This window comes from Sphingobium sp. TomMM35A (genome assembly GCF_054771735.1).
The window spans coordinates 1,369,569-1,385,589 of record NZ_BSRC01000001.1; the positions used below are offsets into that span (position 1 = coordinate 1,369,569).

The window sequence follows — 16,021 nt, forward strand, 5'->3', positions numbered from 1 at the left end:
ATAGCGGAGCGAATGGCACTCGCCAAGCGGCAGAATAGCGGGTGAACGCTTGCCGCCCATCAACGCGCCTGCGCAGGGAGGTCCAGCCGCACGATTGCGCCGCCTTCCGGCCGGGGATGCAGGCCGAACTGGGCGCTAAGTTGGCTCGCCAGCGCGCTTGCGATGCGCAGGCCGAGGGAATTGCCCTTCTCGATCCGAAAATCGGGGGCAAGGCCGTCGCCATCGTCGGCGATCCTGAGGGACAAGGCCCCGCTCGAATCCTCCAGCGACACCTCGATCGTTCCGCCGCGATGGGGCAATCCATGTTCGATGGCGTTGCTCACCGCCTCCGCCACGATAAGCGCGAGCGGCACGGCAACATGGGAGTCCAGCGTCAGGCCCGGCGGGGCGCTGACGGTGACTTGAATATCCCTCCGCCCGCTCGCTTCAAGGACGTCTGCGGTCAGCCGCGTCAGGAAGGCATGCAGGTCTTGTCCCTCTTCCGCTGGATCGTAAAGCGCCCGGCTGATCCGGCCGATCAGGGCAAGACGGCTGGCGGCATCGTCCATCGCTCGTGCCGCCACCTGATCATCGATGTGCCGCCTTTGCAGCGACAGCATCGCGGCGACAACTTGCAGATTGTTGGAAACGCGGTGCTGCAATTCGTGGAACAGCAGTTCGCGATTTTCCGCCAGCGCCCGGCTGCGTTCCCGTTCGACGGCAAGATTGAAATTGGCCCGCTGCATCCAGTGGATGAGCGCTATGTCGATCCCGATCACGGCCGTGTAGAAAATGAGGGCGAGGATCACACCCCCGCCAAAGCTGCCGCCCAGTCCTGAGGGAATGAAGAAATACCAGGATAGGAAACCGCACAATATCCCGGTGAATATCCCGGGACGCAGCCCGAACAGGAAAGTCGAAAGGATGACCGCCGGGAAAAAGGATACGAACGGGTAGCCGATGGGGAGGAAGCTCTGCGCAGCTAGCCTGAGGATCAGAGCGATGCCGCAAAACGCCGCCGAAATGGCGTAGGCGTAAACAGGGCGTTTGAGGACGAGAGGAAGGCGCTCGACGAACCTCTCATTGGCACGCTGCATCTTATCCCCCCGAAATCGCAGGGCACAGTAACAGAAGTTTTTGCATCTCCAATTGATCGAAATCAAGAATGCCTAGCCCAATGAAAAAGGGCGCCCGGTCAGGAGCGCCCTTCTCATGTCGTTTTTTGTTGTCGCATCGTTTTAAGCGCAAAACCGGTTCCCACTTTTGCGCACGATGCTCAGCATAGCCGGATGACCGGCCAGCATCAGTCCTGAGTCAGGAAATCGGGCAGACCGGCGTTGGAGCCGTCATCGTCCCCGCCGCCGTTGCCGCCACGGCCTTCACCGCGCGGGCCACGATCCCCGCGATCACGGCGCGGGCCGCGATCACCGCCCCGGTCACCACCACGACCGCCACGGTCGCCGCCGTCACGACGGGGACCACGGCCACGGTCGCCACCACGGCCGCCTTCACGGTCGCCGCGCGGTTCGCGGGCAGGACGGGTGTCTTCCAGCTCTTCGCCGGTTTCCTGGTCAACGACGCGCATCGACAGGCGAACCTTGCCGCGCGGATCGATCTCGAGGACCTTGACCTTTACTTCCTGGCCTTCCGACACGACGTCGGTCGGCTTTTCGACGCGCTCATTCTTCATTTCGGACACGTGGACGAGACCGTCCTTGCCACCCATGAAGTTCACGAACGCACCGAAATCGACGATGTTGACGACTTTGCCGGTGTAGATCTTGCCGACTTCCGCTTCCTCGACGATGCCGAGGATCCACTTCTTGGCGGCTTCGATCTGGTCGATGTCGGACGAGCTGATCTTGATGATGCCTTCGTCGTCGATGTCGACCTTCGCGCCGGTCTCCGCGACGATTTCGCGGATGACCTTGCCGCCGGTGCCGATGACGTCGCGGATCTTCGACTTGTCGATCTGGATCGTTTCGATGCGCGGGGCATGCGCCGACAGTTCTGTGCGGGTCGAGGACAGGGCCTTGTTCATTTCACCCAGGATGTGGGCGCGGCCTTCCTTCGCCTGGCGCAGAGCGACTTCGAAGATTTCCTGCGTGATTCCGGCAACCTTGATGTCCATCTGCATGGTGGTGATGCCCGCTTCCGTGCCCGCCACCTTGAAGTCCATGTCGCCAAGATGATCTTCGTCGCCGAGAATGTCGCTGAGAACAGCGAAATCCTTGCCGTCGAGGATCAGGCCCATGGCGATGCCCGACACCGGCCGCTTCAGCGGAACGCCCGCGTCCATCATGGACAGCGAACCGCCGCAGACCGTCGCCATCGAGGACGAGCCGTTGGACTCGGTGATGTCGGACAGAACGCGGATGGTGTAGGGGAAGTCTTCCTTGCTGGGCAGCACGGGGTGCAGCGCACGCCATGCCAGCTTGCCATGGCCGACTTCGCGACGGCCCGGCGCGCCGAAGCGGCCGACTTCACCGACCGAATAGGGCGGGAAGTTATAGTGCAGCATGAAGTTTTCGTAATGAACGCCGGTCAGGCCGTCGATCATCTGCTCAGCATCCTTGGTGCCGAGCGTGGTGGTGCAGATCGCCTGGGTTTCACCGCGGGTGAACAGCGCCGAACCATGGGTGCGCGGCAGGAAGCCGACCATCGCTTCGATCGGGCGGATCTGCGTGGTGGTGCGGCCGTCGATGCGCTTGCCATCCTTGATGATGGCGCCGCGCACGATTTCCGATTCCAGCTTCTTGGTCAGCTTGATGCCAGCCATGACGGTCTGCGCGTCGAGGCCTTCCTCAGCGAAGAAAGCCTTCGCCTTGTCGCGGGCGGCGTTGATCGCGTCCGAGCGAGCCGACTTGTTGGTCAGCTTGTAGGCGGCGGTGATGTCCTTGCCGATCAGCTTCTTGAGCTTTTTCTTTAGGTCATCCAGGTCGTCGCCCTTGGCGACTTCCCACGGGTCCTTCGCGGCCTTTTCAGCGAGCTGGATGATCGCGTCCACGACCTTCTTGCTCGCTTCATGAGCGAACAGGACGGCGCCGAGCATGACGTCTTCCGAAAGCTCCTTGGCTTCGGATTCAACCATCATCACCGCGTTCTGGGTGGCGGCGACGACCAGGTCGAGTTCGCCGGTCTTCACCTCGTCCATCGACGGGTTCAGCTGATATTCCCCATCCTTGTAACCGACGCGGGCGGCGCCGATCGGACCCATGAAGGGCACGCCCGACAGGGTCAGCGCAGCCGAAGCGGCGATCATCGCGACGATATCGGGCTCGCTCTCGCCATCGAACGACAGCACCTGAGCGATGACGTTGATTTCGTTGTAGAAGCCTTCGGGGAACAGCGGGCGGATCGGACGGTCGATCAGGCGGCTGGTCAGCGTTTCCTTTTCGGTCGCGCCGCGCTCACGCTTGAAGAAGCCGCCGGGAATACGACCGGCTGCGGAGTATTTTTCCTGATAATGGACGGTCAGCGGGAAGAAGTCCTGTCCTTCCTTCACCGACTTGGCGGCGGTCACGGCGCACAGCACCACGGTTTCGCCATAGGTCGCCAGCACGGCGGCGTCAGCCTGACGCGCAATACGGCCGGTTTCGAGCGTGAGGGTCTTTCCGCCCAGCTCGATTGATACCTTCTTTACATCGAACATAATGTTTTCCTTCGCCCGCCTGGCCCTATTGCCGGGCGGGGCCTGTGATGCGGGCTAAACCGGCCCGCAGCGGTTTCGGAGCATCGTCTGGCCCCTTGGTCGGAACAACCTGCCGAATTGCAGGAGCCCCGGAATCGGAAACGGCCCCGCTGGGGGGCCGTCCCTTCTATAGCAGGCTTACTTGCGCAGGCCCAGCTTTGCGATGAGGTCGTTATAGCGACCCGCATCCTTTTTCTTCAGATAGTCCAGCAGCGAACGACGCTTGTTGACCAGCATGAGCAGGCCGCGACGGCTGTGGTTATCCTTGTGGTGACCCTTGAAATGCTCGGTCAGGTTCGAAATGCGCTCCGAGAGGATCGCGACCTGAACTTCCGGCGAACCGGTGTCGCCTTCGGCGCGAGCATGTTCCTTGATCAGCGCTTCCTTGCGCTCAGCAGTAATCGACATCGGCTTCCTTTCATAACATCTAGAGATTGAAGCCGCGCACCACCCTGATCTCAGGGCCACTGGCCTCGACCAGCGCGACGGGCGTATCGCCCTCCATCGCCAGCATGAGGCCGGTATGCGGTTTCCCCACAAGCACCTTCCCCTGTCGGAGAGCCAGCGCGTCGTCGGGAGAGACTGCAAGAGCCGGGATGTCGTCCAGCCCTGCGGTCAACGGCAGCATGAGCTGCGCGATGCCGTGCCCCCTAGCAGCTTCGTCCAATTTGTCCAGTGAAATAGCGGATTCCAGGGTGAACGGGCCTGCCTTCACACGGCGGAGCATGGTGACATGGCCAACGGTGCCGAGGGCGATCGCGATGTCGCGGGCGAGGGAGCGGATATAGGTGCCCTTGGAGACATGGGCGCGGAGGGTGATTTGCTGAATTCTCTCTCCGCTCGCGGGGAGAGGATAAGGAGGCTTGGCAGCTTGCTGCCTAGCCGGAGTTGGAGAGGCGGATGACGCGCCCTGCCCCTCTCCAAGCTCCGCTAGCCCGCCATGCGGACAAGCTACGCTATCCTCTCCCCCTTTCGGGAGAGAGGAAATCTGCAGTTCGTAAATCATCACGCTGCGCAGCTTCATCTCGACATCCTGCCCAGCCCGGGCAAGGTCATAAGCCCGCTGGCCGTCTATCAGGATGGCAGAATAAGCAGGCGGCGCTTGTTCGATCGGGCCTGTGAAGCGAGGCAATATCGCTTCTACCTCGCCGAGCGTCGGGCGGTGATCGCTTTCCGCAATAACCTTCCCTTCGAGGTCCAGCGTGTCGGTCTGGGTGCCAAACGTGACGGTGAAGTCATAAATCTTGTCGCTGTCGAGCATGCGCCCGGCGAGCTTCGTCGCCTCCCCGATCGCGATCGGCAGCACGCCAGTCGCCAGCGGATCGAGCGTGCCGCCATGGCCGACTTTCCACGTGCCAGCCCCGCTTTGGCGAAGGGCGCGCTTGACGGCGCTGACCGCCTGGGTGGAGCCGAGCCCGTGGGGTTTGTCGAGGATGATCCAGCCGTGCATCGGGGTGAACAGGGGCGTCAGTCCTGATCGTCCGCCTGATCAAGATCGCGTGCAACCTTTGGGTCCCGCAAGAGCTTGTCGATGTGGCTGCCTTCGTCAAAGCTCTCGTCCGCAAGGAATTTGAGCTTTGCCGCATATTTGAGGCGGATGCGGTGCGCGACCTCACGCTGGAGATAGGCGGTGTTGGTGCGCAGCGCCTTGAGCACCGCTTCCTCGTCCTGGCCGAGCAGCGACTTCACGAAGACAGTGGCGTGGCGCAGGTCGGGGGACATGCGCACTTCGGTAACGCTGACGACATGCTTGGCGAGCACATCGTCATGCACGTCGCCGCGCTGGAGGATTTCGGACAGGACGTGACGCACCTGCTCGCCCACGCGCAGGAGGCGGACGGAGGGGCCTTCGGGTTGATTGGACATAGATCCTCCCCTCCCATGAACAGGAGGGGCCGGGGGTGGGCTCTCCCCAACGGCCGATGCAATTCAGGAGAGGGCGAGCCCACCCCCTAGCCCCCTCCCGCCAGCGGGAGGGGGAACATGGATCACAGCGTCCGGGCGCGCTCTTCGACCTCGAACAGCTCCAGCGTGTCGCCAGGCTTGATGTCGTTCGTGTCCTGAAGCACGGCACCGCATTCCATGCCCGCGCGGACTTCGGCGACATCGTCCTTGAAGCGGCGCAGCGACGCGATATTGGTGCGCGACACGATGACATCGTCGCGGGTAAGGCGCGCGTTGAGGCCCTTGCGGATGATGCCGTCGAGGACGAGCAGACCGGCCGCCTTGTCCTTCTTGCCCGCCGGGAACACCTGAAGCACCTCGGCCCGGCCGACGATGGTTTCGATGCGCTCGGGAGCCAGCTGGCCCGCCATTTCGCCGCGTACTTCCTCGAGCAGGTCGTAGATCACGTCATAATAGCGCAGCGAGATCTTCTCGCGCTCCGCCAGCTGACGCGCCTTGGCATTGGGACGGACGTTGAAGCCGATCAGCGGCGCGCGGCTGGCAGCCGCCAGCGTGACGTCGCTTTCGGTGATCGCGCCGACGCCAGAATGGAGGATGCGGACCTTGATCTCGTCGGTCGAGATGCGGTTCAAGGACGATACGATCGCTTCCACCGAACCCTGCACATCACCCTTCACGACCACCGGATATTCGATGACCTTGGTGTTGAGCGCCGAGAACATGTGCTCGAAGCTGGTCGGTGCCGTCGTGGTCCGCTTCTTCGTCGCCTGTTCCTGACGGTAGGCGGCGACTTCGCGAGCGCGGGCTTCGTTCTCGACGACGGTCAGCTGATCACCTGCCAGAGGCACACCGGAGAGCCCAAGCACCTCGACCGGGGTCGATGGCCCTGCGACCTTCACATTCTGGCCCTTGTCATTGACGAGCGCCCTCACCTTGCCGCTTTCGGCACCAATGACGAAGGTGTCGCCGACCTTCAGCGTCCCCTTGCGCACCAGCACGGTCGCGACCGCGCCGCGGCCCTTGTCGAGCTGCGCTTCGATGACATTGCCTTCGGCCTGGCGGTCGGGGTTGGCGGTCAGTTCCATGACTTCGGCCTGGAGCAGGATCTTGTCGATCAGCTCGTCCAGACCCGTCTTCTTGAGCGCTGAAACCTCAACGTCCTGGACGTCACCGCCCATATCCTCAACCACGATCTCCTCGCTCAGCAGGCGCTCGCGCACCTTCTGCGGATTGGCTTCGGGCTTGTCGCACTTGTTGATCGCGACGATCATCGGGACGCCAGCAGCCTTGGTGTGGTTGATGGCTTCGATGGTTTGCGGCATCAGGCCATCATCGGCCGCCACCACCAGGATGACGATGTCGGTGACGTTGGCCCCGCGAGCGCGCATTTCTGAAAATGCCTCGTGGCCCGGCGTGTCGAGGAAGGTGATGACATCGCCCTTCTTCGTCGTCACCTGATAGGCACCGATATGCTGGGTGATGCCACCGCTTTCGCCAGCGACCACATCTGTTCCCCGCAAGGCGTCGAGCAGCGATGTCTTGCCGTGATCGACATGGCCCATGATGGTCACGACCGGGGCCCGCGGCTTCAAGGTTTCGGGCGCATCCACTTCGCCTTCCATCCCGATTTCGACGTCAGCCTCAGAAACGCGCTGGATCCGGTGGCCGAATTCCTCGACCAGCAGTTCCGCCGTATCCTGATCGATCGGCTGGTTGAGCGTGACGGCAGTGCCCATCTTGAACAGGGCCTTCACCAGGTCCGCGCCCTTTTCGGCCATGCGGTTGGCGAGTTCCTGCACGGTGATGCTTTCAGGCACCACGACATCGCGGACCTGCTTTTCACGCTGTTGCGCGCCACCGGCATAATGGGCGCGGCGCTCCTTTTCGCGCGCGCGCTTCAAGGCGGCGAGCGAACGGGCGCGGGCGCTGTCGTCGTCGGCAAGCGCGCGCGTGACGGTCAGCTTGCCCGATTGGCGGCGATTATCCTCGCCCGTACGCTTGGTGCGGTCAGGCTTGGCCGGTTCGGGACGCTTGATCGGCGTGACGGGCGTGAAGCGGCGCGGCGGCGGCGCGGCGGCCGCTGGGGCTGCCGCCGAGCGCTGTTCGGGCGCTTGCTGCGCGGGCTGTTCCTCGACCGGAGCGGGCGCAGGCTCGGCGGCAGGCGGCGCAGCAGCGGCCTTCGCCTCTTCCTCGGCACGGCGCGCGGCTTCGGCCTCGGCAGCTTCAGCCGCCTGGCGGTTTTCCTCGACGCGGCGCTTTTCGTCCTCGGTCGCGGCGAGGCGTTGCGCATCCTCACGGCGGCGCGCCTCTTCCAGCGCGTTCATGCGGGCTTCCTCAGCCTCGCGCAGCAGCTTGGCCTGCAATTCCTGACGCGACATCAGGCTCTGCGGCGGCGCAGGGCGCGCGGGGGCAGCGGGCTGCGGCGCGCGCGCCTGCGGCTGTTGCGGCGGAGGCGCGGCGGCGGCAGGTGCCGGGGTCGGATCAGCCTGGGGCGCAGCCGCAGGCGCACCGGCTTCGCCCGGCTTGCCCAGGATGCGGCGCCGCTTCACCTCGACCACGACCGTATTCTTGCGGCCATGGCTGAACTGCTGCTGCACCTGGCCGGATTCAACGGTCCGCTTGATGCCCAGCGGCTTGCGGCCCAGAACCGGCTTGTCTTCCTTGCTGTCACTCATACGACTGAACTGTACCCTTCACTTACCATCCGACCGGCAAGGCCCGTCGGCGCCTTCATTCCATGCAGCCTAGACGCCCTGCGCATCGGCGGAGTCATGCTCCCCATGCACGGGCGCCCCGGTAGCGCAACCCAGATAGCTTTCCAAGCGGCCAATAGCCGCACGCAGACGCGACGCGGCGCGCGAGTCGGTCACTGCGATATGGACGACGTTATCACGCCCCATTGCCATAGATAGGGCGTTCCGGTCCACAGGCAAGACGATGCCCGCCAATTCCGTGCCTTCAGCCTCCTGCCCGACGCGCAGCGCCTGATCGAGCTTGCGGTTGCCGTCAGCCGCCGCATCGCTGGCGTGGAGCAGCAGCTGGACCTTGCCCTGGCGGCAGGCGACGTCGATCTTTTCCGATCCGGTGAGGACCATCGACGCGCGTGCTTCCAGGCCGAGGCGGTCGAGCAGCGCCTTGCGGAGCCCGTCCTCGATCAGGTCCGGCAGAGTGTCCGGGATTTGCAGATCGCCGGTCTTGAACGAGCGGGAGAGCGCGCCCTTGAGCTTGCCCTTGGCGAGGGCCTGTTCCAGTTCCGCGCGGGGGACGCCGATCCACGCGCCTCGCCCCGGCGCCTTGGCGCGGATGTCGGGCAGGACCTGACCTTCCGGGCCGATGGCGAGGCGGATCAGCGTTTCGGGATCGGCGCGATCGCCCGAGAGGATGCATTTGCGTTCGGTCATACCGAAATCCTCCCCTTCAAGGGGAGGTGGCAGCCCGAAGGGCTGACGGAGGGGTTTTCCCCTATCGTCAGCGCACCACCCCTCCACCGGCTTCGCCGGTCCCCCTCCCCTTCCCGGGGAGGATTTTCACAATAGTGAAGCCTTAGCCTCTCATCGGGAAGTGACCGCAGCATTTGCGTCCTCCCCTGGCTTGGGCTCGGCGGCGCGGTCGGCAATCAACATGCCGCCCGACCCGTAATTTTCCGTCGCGATTTCCGAAATCACCACCTGCACGGCAGAGGGCGCCTTCCCCAGCCGCTCGACAAGCGACTGGGTGACGTCGGCGACGATAGCCGCTTTCTGCTCACGGGTGGCGTTTCCGGCCAGACGGATGTCTACGAAAGGCATCGGGGCTTAGGCTTCCTCGCCCTCGAACCAGTGCGCGCGGGCGGCCATGATGATCTCATTGCCCTGCTCTTCACTGAGGCCATATTCGGCAAGGATGCCGCCCTTGTCCTCGGCACCTTCGTTGCGGCGGCGGCGCTGATCGACACGCTTCTTCGCGATCAGTTCGTCGGTCGCAAGGTCGGCGAGGTCATCGAGCGTCTTCACGCCCGCCTTGCCCAGCGTCACCAGCATCGCTTCGGTAAGGTGCGGAATGTCGGCCAGCGCATCCTCGACGCCAAGCGCCTGACGTTCCTCACGGGCGGCTGCTTCGCGACGCTCTAATGCTTCCTGCGCGCGGCTCTGAAGCTCGGCGGCGAGGTCTTCGTCGAAGCCTTCGATCGCGGCCAGCTCCTCGACGCCCACATAGGCGACTTCTTCCAGCTCGCCAAAGCCTTCGGCCACCAGCAGCTGGGAAAGGGTTTCGTCCACGTCAAGCTCGTTCTGGAACAATTCGGAACGCGCGACGAATTCCTTCTGACGCTTTTCCGACGCGTCAGCCTCGGTCATGATGTCGATGGCCTTGCCGGTCAGCTGGCTGGCGAGGCGGACGTTCTGGCCACGGCGGCCGATGGCGAGCGACAGCTGATCGTCAGGCACGACGACTTCGATGCGCTCTTCTTCCTCGTCAATGACGACGCGAGCGACCTGCGCGGGCTGCAACGCGTTGACGACGAAGGTCGCGGTATCTTCCGACCAGGGAATGATGTCGATCTTTTCGCCCTGCATTTCCTGCACGACGGCCTGCACGCGGCTGCCCTTCATGCCGACGCAGGCGCCGACCGGGTCGATGCTCGAATCGCGGCTGATGACACCGATCTTGGCGCGCGAGCCCGGATCGCGAGCAGCGGCCTTGATCTCGATCACGCCGTCATAGATTTCGGGCACTTCCTGCGCGAACAGCTTCTTCATAAATTCGGGATGTGCGCGGCTGAGGAAGATCTGAGGCCCGCGATTTTCGCGGCGCACGTTCAAGATCACCGAGCGGATGCGGTCGCCGACGCGGACGACTTCGCGGGGGATCTGCTGATCACGGCGGATGACGCCCTCGGCGCGGCCGAGGTTCACCACGACATGGCCGAACTCGACCGACTTGACGACGCCGGTGATGATCTCACCCACGCGATCCTTGAATTCTTCGTGCTGGCGCTCACGCTCGGCATCGCGGACCTTCTGGAAGATCACCTGCTTGGCGGACTGGGCATCGATGCGGCCGAGGTCGATCGGAGGCAGCGGATCGACGATGAAGTCGCCGATGACCGCGTCCTTCTTCAGCTTCTGCGCCTGCTTGAGGTCAACCTGCTTGAAATAGTCATCAACCGCCTCGACCACTTCGACGACGCGCCACAGGCGCAGGTCGCCGCTGTCCGGATCAAGCTTGGCACGGATGTCGTTTTCGGCACCATAGCGCGCGCGGGCGGCGCGCTGGATCGCGTCTTCCATCGCCTCGATGACGATCGCCTTGTCGATCATCTTCTCGCTGGCGACGCTGTTCGCGATGGCGAGCAACTCGGCCTTGTTGGCGGAAATGGCGTTGGCCATGGTCGTGAACCCTTACTCTTCGGTTTCGAACTCGTCCGCCCCATCGGAGGAGAGCGGCATGCTAGCAGAAATAAGCGCGTCGGTCAGTATCAGCTTGGCATCGCCGACCAGCGCGAAGGGGATGGCGACGTCCCCGGCCTTGTTATCCTGGAACTGGATTTCCTCGCCCTCCACACCCTTCAGGATGCCGCGAAAGCTCTTGCGCCCGGCGACCGTTTCGGCCGTGGCGATCTTCGCCTCATGCCCTGCCCATTCCAGAAAATCGTGGAGGCGGGTAAGCGGGCGATCGATGCCGGGGGAGCTGACTTCCAGCCGATAGGCTTCCTCGATCGGATCAGCTTCGTCCAGCACATCGGACAGGCGGCGCGAGATGGTGGCGCAGTCTTCGATCACGAGTTGCTTGGTCACCGGATTTTCCGCCATGATCTGCAGCGTATATTCGTCACCCGACCCGAACAGCTTCACGCGCACGAGGTCGAAGCCCAAGGCCTTCACCTCCGGTTCGATCAGCGCGGTCAGTTCGGCGATGTCCGCCATGCAGTCTCCAACAGAATATGTGCGTTCCCGCCGCCGCAAGCCTTTCCGCTTGCGACCCCGACATGTTTGACGATGTTAGGAAGCAAGGGCGATATAGGCGCGATGCGATAATGCTGCAACATTATTCGTGCACGGGACTTTTACAGGCAGGGGGCGACCGATCCGTTCGGGCCGAGCTTGTCGAAGCCCCTCCATTCTCTCATGAAAAGAGAAGCCCTTTGACAGGCTCGGGGCGAACGGAGGTTGATATGAATCGGGTTTTGATCACTGCCCTACCCCTTGTCCTCCTCGCCTGTTCTTCCGAGAATGCGACGGGTCAGAACAGCGCCGCGGCTGCGGAAAAGCCGTTCAAGACGTCGGTGATTGCAGACTTTGATTCGCCCTGGGCGATGACGTTCCTTCCGGACGGGCGGGCGCTGATCACGGAAAAGGCGGGCGAGATGATCCTGTTCGATCCGAAGAACGGGACGAAGATACCGGTCGCCGGCATGCCCAAAGTTGATAGTGCGGGCCAGGGCGCGTTGATGGATGTCGTCCTCTCGCCGACGTTCGGGCAGGATCGGAAGGTTTATTTCAGCTTTTCGGAAAGCGGCCCCGGCGGCAAGGGCGTGGCGCTGGCGACGGGCATCTTCAACCAGGCGAGCGACGGGACAACGAAGCTCGATGGCGTCAAGACGATCTTCCGCGCGACACCCTATGTCGAGGGCAATGGGCATTATTCCGGGCGGATCGCTTTCTCGCCCGATGGCAAATATCTGTTCTTCACCAATGGCGAGCGGCAGAAGTTCGATCCGGCGCAGGACCCGAAGGCAACGCTGGGCAAGGTACTGCGGCTGAACCTGGACGGCACGCCGGCTGCTGGCAATCCGCTGGCGGCGAAGGGTTTCCACCCTGCCGTCTGGTCCTATGGCCACCGCAACCTGCTCGGCATCGCGTTCGACAAGGACGGGCGGCTGTGGGAGCAGGAGATGGGCCCCAAGGGCGGGGATGAGGTGAACCTCATCAAGCCAGCGCTCAATTATGGCTATCCCAAGGTGTCCAACGGCGATCATTATGACGGAAAGCCGATCCCCGACCATAGCGCGCATGATGGCTATGAAGCGCCGAAGGTCTGGTGGAACCCGGTAATCTCTCCTGCGGGGCTGCTCTATTATTCGGGCGATCTGTTCCCGCAGTGGAAGAATTCCCTCTTTATCGGCGGGCTGTCGAGCAAGGCGCTGGTGCGCGTGAAGCTGGATGGGGAGAATGCGGCGAAAGCGGATCAGTGGGACATGGGCGCTCGCATCCGCGAGGTCGAGCAAGGTCCGAACGGGGCGCTGTGGTTGCTGGAGGATGGCGGCCAGGGCTCGCAGGGGCGGTTATTGAAGCTGACGCCCGCTAATTAGGACGATCCTGCTGACAGGAACGTGCCGCGTCAGCCGTTGACCCGCATCATGACAATCGACACGATAGTGATCGATAATGAGGGGGAGGACGGCCATGCCACATGCGGCATTCGTGCGACGCGATCTGCTGAAAAGCGCAATTTGCCTGGGGATGATGGGCGCTGCGCCCGGATATGCGCGCGCAGGCGCAAGACGCTTTCCTGCCGTCCGCTCGATGGTGGATGGCGTCATTGGTGAAAGGGCTGTTCCGGGCGCTATCGTCGCGATCGGCGAAAGAACAAACCGCCCAGATTATATCAGCAGCGGCACGATCGCGCTTGATAGCGCGCTCCAAGTGGATGAGCACACCCTGTTTCGCGTCTATTCGATGACGAAACCAATCACCGGCATGGCGGCAATGCTGCTGATCGCAGAAGGCCGGATGAAGATCGACCAGCCAGTAGCCGATTTCATCCCCGGCTTTGCGAATACGCGCGTACTGGCCAATCCTGGGCAAGGCGTTGAAACTCGTCCTGCTACTTCCGTGATGACGATCCGCCACCTTTTGACGCACACCGCCGGTCTTGGTGGCGGGCCTGCGGTCAAAGGGCCGCTCAAGGGGATATATGAAAAGCTGGGGCTGAGGCAGAACCTGATCAGCCATGCGGAACGGCTGGAGCAAGCCCCGCCTTCGAGCCTGAAGGATTTCGCGGATCGGCTGGCGGCGGCTCCCCTGCTTTCAAACCCGGGAACAGCGTGGAGCTATTCGGTGGGGCTGGATTTGCTCGGCCATATTATCGAGATCGTGGCAGGCATGCCGTTCGAGCAGTTTCTGGAGCGGCGGTTCTTCGCGCCTTTGGGCATGAGCAACACCTTCTTCTATGTGCCAGAGAGCAAGAAGGCGCGTCTCGTCACGAGCTATACAGGCAGGAGCGCCAAGCTGACGGAGGTCGATGCGGGCCCGGCTTCGATATTCCTCAGCAAGCCCGCATTTCCTTCGGGCGGCGGCGGGCTCATATCAACGGCCCATGATTATGATCGCTTCCTGGCCATGCTGGCGAATAACGGACGCCTGGACCGGGCGGAGGTCATGCCGCCGGACGCCGTGGCCGCTGGAACCGCGAACCTCCTGCCGCAAGGCGTGAGCATGCGCGATTATCTTGGCATTCCGGGCGTCGTGGGCTTTGGCGCGGGCGGCTGCATTGCCGATCATGGCGGGTTCAAAGGCCTGTTCGGCTGGATGGGCGCTGCGGGGACGATCGGCTTTATCGTGCCCGCACAGCGGCTTCGGGTGACCGGCTTGATCAACAATATGTCGGTCTTCGATTTCGCAATGAACTTGCCAAAAGCGGTTCATGACGATCTGGGTTCAGCCCGGACATCATGAACCTCGGCGCGAGGAGCGGGCTACCCCACCTTCCGGACGAAACGACGCGGGACCCCGGATCAAAGTCCGGGGTGACGGGGGTAGAGACAGTCCACCGATCGACTCTGTTGGGCGATCAGACCAGCCGGCTCTGCTTCACCGCCGCTTCGATGAAGCTGGCGAACAGCGGATGCGGGTCGAAAGGCTTGGACTTGAGTTCCGGGTGGAATTGCACGCCCACGAACCAGGGGTGATCGGGACGCTCGACGATTTCCGGCAGCGTGCCGTCGGGGGACATGCCTGAAAAGATCAGGCCGCCCTTTTCAAGGCTGTCGCGATAGCCGGCGTTGACTTCGTAGCGGTGGCGGTGCCGTTCGCTGATGTCGCCGGTGCCGTAGATGCCCGCCACGACGCTGTTGCCGGTGAGCTTGGCGGGATAGGCGCCCAGGCGCATCGTGCCGCCAAGATCGGTTTCGGCGGTGCGCTTTTGCAGGCCTTCACTGCTCATCCATTCGGTGATGAGGCCGACGACCGGCTCTGAAGTCTCGCCAAATTCGGTGGTCGAAGCGTCCGGGATTCCGGCCGTGTTCCGCGCCCCTTCGATGCAGGCCATCTGCATGCCGAGGCAGATGCCGAAAAAGGGCACATTGCGTTCACGGGCGAACTTGACCGAGGCGATCTTGCCTTCGGAACCGCGCACGCCGAAGCCGCCGGGGACGAGAATGCCGTGCATCGGTTCAAGGCTGGCGGCAACGTCATCGCCCTTTTCAAAGAGTTCCGCGTCGATCCACTTGATGTTGACCTTCACCCGGTTGGCAAAACCACCATGGGTCAGCGCTTCGTAGAGCGACTTATAGGCGTCGGGCAGGCCGACATATTTGCCGACGACGCCGATCGTCACTTCGCCTTCGGGGTTCTGCTGGCGATCCATGATGTCGAGCCAGCGGTCGAGCGACGGCTTGGGCGCGCCCTGGATACCAAAGGCGCGCAGCACTTCCTCGTCCAAGCCCTCCGCGTGATATTGCGCGGGGACGGCGTAGATGCTGCTGGCGTCGAGCGCGGGGATGACGGCCTCGGGACGCACGTTGCAGAAAAGCGCGATCTTCTTGCGCTCGCTTTCCGGCAGCGGATGTTCGCAGCGGCAAAGCAGGATGTCCGGCTGAATGCCGAGCGACGTCAGTTCGCGGACGCTGTGCTGGGTCGGCTTGGTCTTCAGCTCGCCGGCCGCCGCGATGTAGGGCACCAGCGTCACATGGACGAAGATCGACTGACCGCGATCGAGGTCGTTATGCAGCTGGCGGATCGCTTCCATGAAGGGGAGCGATTCGATGTCACCTACCGTGCCGCCGATTTCGCACAGCACGAAGTCGAGGTCATCGGTGTCGGCAGTGGCGAACGCCTTGATCTCGTCGGTGACGTGGGGGATCACCTGCACCGTCGCGCCGAGATAATCGCCGCGCCGTTCGCGCTGAATGATCGTCTGGTAGACGCGGCCCTGCGTCACATTGTCCGACTGGCGCGCGGAAACGCCGGTGAAGCGCTCATAGTGGCCAAGGTCGAGGTCGGTCTCCGCCCCGTCATCGGTCACATAGACTTCGCCATGCTGATACGGGCTCATCGTGCCCGGATCGACATTGAGATAAGGGTCGAACTTCCGGATACGCACACGGAAACCTCGCGCCTGCAGCAACGCTGCGAGCGATGCGGCCATAAGGCCTTTACCAAGCGAGGAGACCACGCCGCCGGTGATGAAAATATACCGCGCCATGGGAGTGGAGGCTTAGCCTTTTACAAACAAGTTGGGCAAGCGCGC

13 protein-coding genes are annotated in these 16,021 nt (G+C 63.0%); 2 read left to right on the plus strand and 11 right to left on the minus strand.

The features are described from left to right. Nucleotides 1-59: 59 nt before the first annotated feature. The 10 genes from ACYU8T_RS06765 to rimP all read right to left on the minus strand — a co-directional run bounded on the left by ACYU8T_RS06765 (nucleotide 60) and on the right by rimP (nucleotide 11,478). Entirely contained in the window at nucleotides 60-1,076 is a 1,017-nt protein-coding gene (locus tag ACYU8T_RS06765; RefSeq protein WP_461158908.1) for a sensor histidine kinase, read from the minus strand. Nucleotides 1,077-1,282: 206 nt separating this feature from the next. Continuing rightward, nucleotides 1,283-3,631 (minus strand): polyribonucleotide nucleotidyltransferase, encoded by a 2,349-nt coding sequence (gene pnp / locus ACYU8T_RS06770; RefSeq protein ID WP_201513561.1) that lies wholly within the window; start codon nucleotides 3,629-3,631, stop codon nucleotides 1,283-1,285. Between the two features lie 177 nt (nucleotides 3,632-3,808). Continuing rightward, a complete protein-coding gene (gene rpsO / locus ACYU8T_RS06775) occupies nucleotides 3,809-4,078 on the minus strand; it encodes a 30S ribosomal protein S15 (protein WP_021237747.1) in 270 nt (89 codons plus the stop codon). Nucleotides 4,079-4,097: 19 nt separating this feature from the next. Next, entirely contained in the window at nucleotides 4,098-5,120 is a 1,023-nt protein-coding gene (gene truB / locus ACYU8T_RS06780) for a tRNA pseudouridine(55) synthase TruB (protein ID WP_461158909.1), read from the minus strand. Between the two features lie 17 nt (nucleotides 5,121-5,137). Beyond that, on the minus strand, nucleotides 5,138-5,536 hold the full coding sequence (rbfA, locus tag ACYU8T_RS06785) for a 30S ribosome-binding factor RbfA (protein WP_201513560.1): 399 nt from the start codon (nucleotides 5,534-5,536) through the stop codon (nucleotides 5,138-5,140). A 122-nt stretch (nucleotides 5,537-5,658) separates the two neighbouring features. Further along, a complete protein-coding gene (gene infB / locus ACYU8T_RS06790; protein ID WP_461158910.1) occupies nucleotides 5,659-8,250 on the minus strand; it encodes a translation initiation factor IF-2 in 2,592 nt (863 codons plus the stop codon). Nucleotides 8,251-8,319: 69 nt separating this feature from the next. Further along, the gene (locus ACYU8T_RS06795; protein WP_247231497.1) at nucleotides 8,320-8,976 is read right to left on the minus strand and encodes a DUF448 domain-containing protein; all 657 of its coding nucleotides are present in this window, start codon (nucleotides 8,974-8,976) and stop codon (nucleotides 8,320-8,322) included. 150 nt (nucleotides 8,977-9,126) lie between these two features. Further along, nucleotides 9,127-9,363, minus strand: a complete 237-nt coding sequence (locus ACYU8T_RS06800) for a tautomerase family protein (protein ID WP_247231499.1) — start codon at nucleotides 9,361-9,363, stop codon at nucleotides 9,127-9,129. A gap of 6 nt (nucleotides 9,364-9,369) precedes the next feature. Then, a complete protein-coding gene (gene nusA, locus ACYU8T_RS06805; RefSeq protein WP_097091322.1) occupies nucleotides 9,370-10,941 on the minus strand; it encodes a transcription termination factor NusA in 1,572 nt (523 codons plus the stop codon). A gap of 12 nt (nucleotides 10,942-10,953) precedes the next feature. Beyond that, nucleotides 10,954-11,478, minus strand: a complete 525-nt coding sequence (rimP, locus tag ACYU8T_RS06810; RefSeq protein WP_461158911.1) for a ribosome maturation protein RimP — start codon at nucleotides 11,476-11,478, stop codon at nucleotides 10,954-10,956. 248 nt (nucleotides 11,479-11,726) lie between these two features. Here rimP and ACYU8T_RS06815 point away from each other — a divergent pair, with 248 nt between their 5' ends. Both ACYU8T_RS06815 and ACYU8T_RS06820 read left to right on the plus strand, forming a co-directional pair. Then, complete coding sequence (locus ACYU8T_RS06815) at nucleotides 11,727-12,863, plus strand: PQQ-dependent sugar dehydrogenase (RefSeq protein ID WP_461158912.1); 1,137 nt, start codon at nucleotides 11,727-11,729, stop codon at nucleotides 12,861-12,863. Between the two features lie 94 nt (nucleotides 12,864-12,957). Further along, nucleotides 12,958-14,229 carry a serine hydrolase domain-containing protein gene (locus tag ACYU8T_RS06820; protein ID WP_461158913.1) on the plus strand — a complete coding sequence of 424 codons (1,272 nt, stop codon included), beginning with the start codon at nucleotides 12,958-12,960 and terminating at the stop codon, nucleotides 14,227-14,229. Between the two features lie 115 nt (nucleotides 14,230-14,344). Here ACYU8T_RS06820 and ACYU8T_RS06825 read toward each other — a convergent pair whose 3' ends face one another. Further along, entirely contained in the window at nucleotides 14,345-15,976 is a 1,632-nt protein-coding gene (locus tag ACYU8T_RS06825) for a CTP synthase (protein WP_097091318.1), read from the minus strand. Nucleotides 15,977-16,021: the final 45 nt, after the last annotated feature.

Excerpts from the sequence above, each read along its gene's own strand:
- ACYU8T_RS06800 (WP_247231499.1), bottom strand. The coding sequence starts at position 9,363 with ATGCCTTTCGTAGACATCCGTCTGGCCGGAAACGCCACCCGTGAGCAG.
- truB (WP_461158909.1), bottom strand. The coding sequence starts at position 5,120 with ATGCACGGCTGGATCATCCTCGACAAACCCCACGGGCTCGGCTCCACC.
- rpsO (WP_021237747.1), bottom strand. The coding sequence starts at position 4,078 with ATGTCGATTACTGCTGAGCGCAAGGAAGCGCTGATCAAGGAACATGCT.
- pnp (WP_201513561.1), bottom strand. The coding sequence starts at position 3,631 with ATGTTCGATGTAAAGAAGGTATCAATCGAGCTGGGCGGAAAGACCCTC.
- ACYU8T_RS06795 (WP_247231497.1), bottom strand. The coding sequence starts at position 8,976 with ATGACCGAACGCAAATGCATCCTCTCGGGCGATCGCGCCGATCCCGAA.
- ACYU8T_RS06815 (WP_461158912.1), top strand. The coding sequence starts at position 11,727 with ATGAATCGGGTTTTGATCACTGCCCTACCCCTTGTCCTCCTCGCCTGT.
- ACYU8T_RS06825 (WP_097091318.1), bottom strand. The coding sequence starts at position 15,976 with ATGGCGCGGTATATTTTCATCACCGGCGGCGTGGTCTCCTCGCTTGGT.
- infB (WP_461158910.1), bottom strand. The coding sequence starts at position 8,250 with ATGAGTGACAGCAAGGAAGACAAGCCGGTTCTGGGCCGCAAGCCGCTG.
- ACYU8T_RS06765 (WP_461158908.1), bottom strand. The coding sequence starts at position 1,076 with ATGCAGCGTGCCAATGAGAGGTTCGTCGAGCGCCTTCCTCTCGTCCTC.
- nusA (WP_097091322.1), bottom strand. The coding sequence starts at position 10,941 with ATGGCCAACGCCATTTCCGCCAACAAGGCCGAGTTGCTCGCCATCGCG.
- rimP (WP_461158911.1), bottom strand. The coding sequence starts at position 11,478 with ATGGCGGACATCGCCGAACTGACCGCGCTGATCGAACCGGAGGTGAAG.
- ACYU8T_RS06820 (WP_461158913.1), top strand. The coding sequence starts at position 12,958 with ATGCCACATGCGGCATTCGTGCGACGCGATCTGCTGAAAAGCGCAATT.
- rbfA (WP_201513560.1), bottom strand. The coding sequence starts at position 5,536 with ATGTCCAATCAACCCGAAGGCCCCTCCGTCCGCCTCCTGCGCGTGGGC.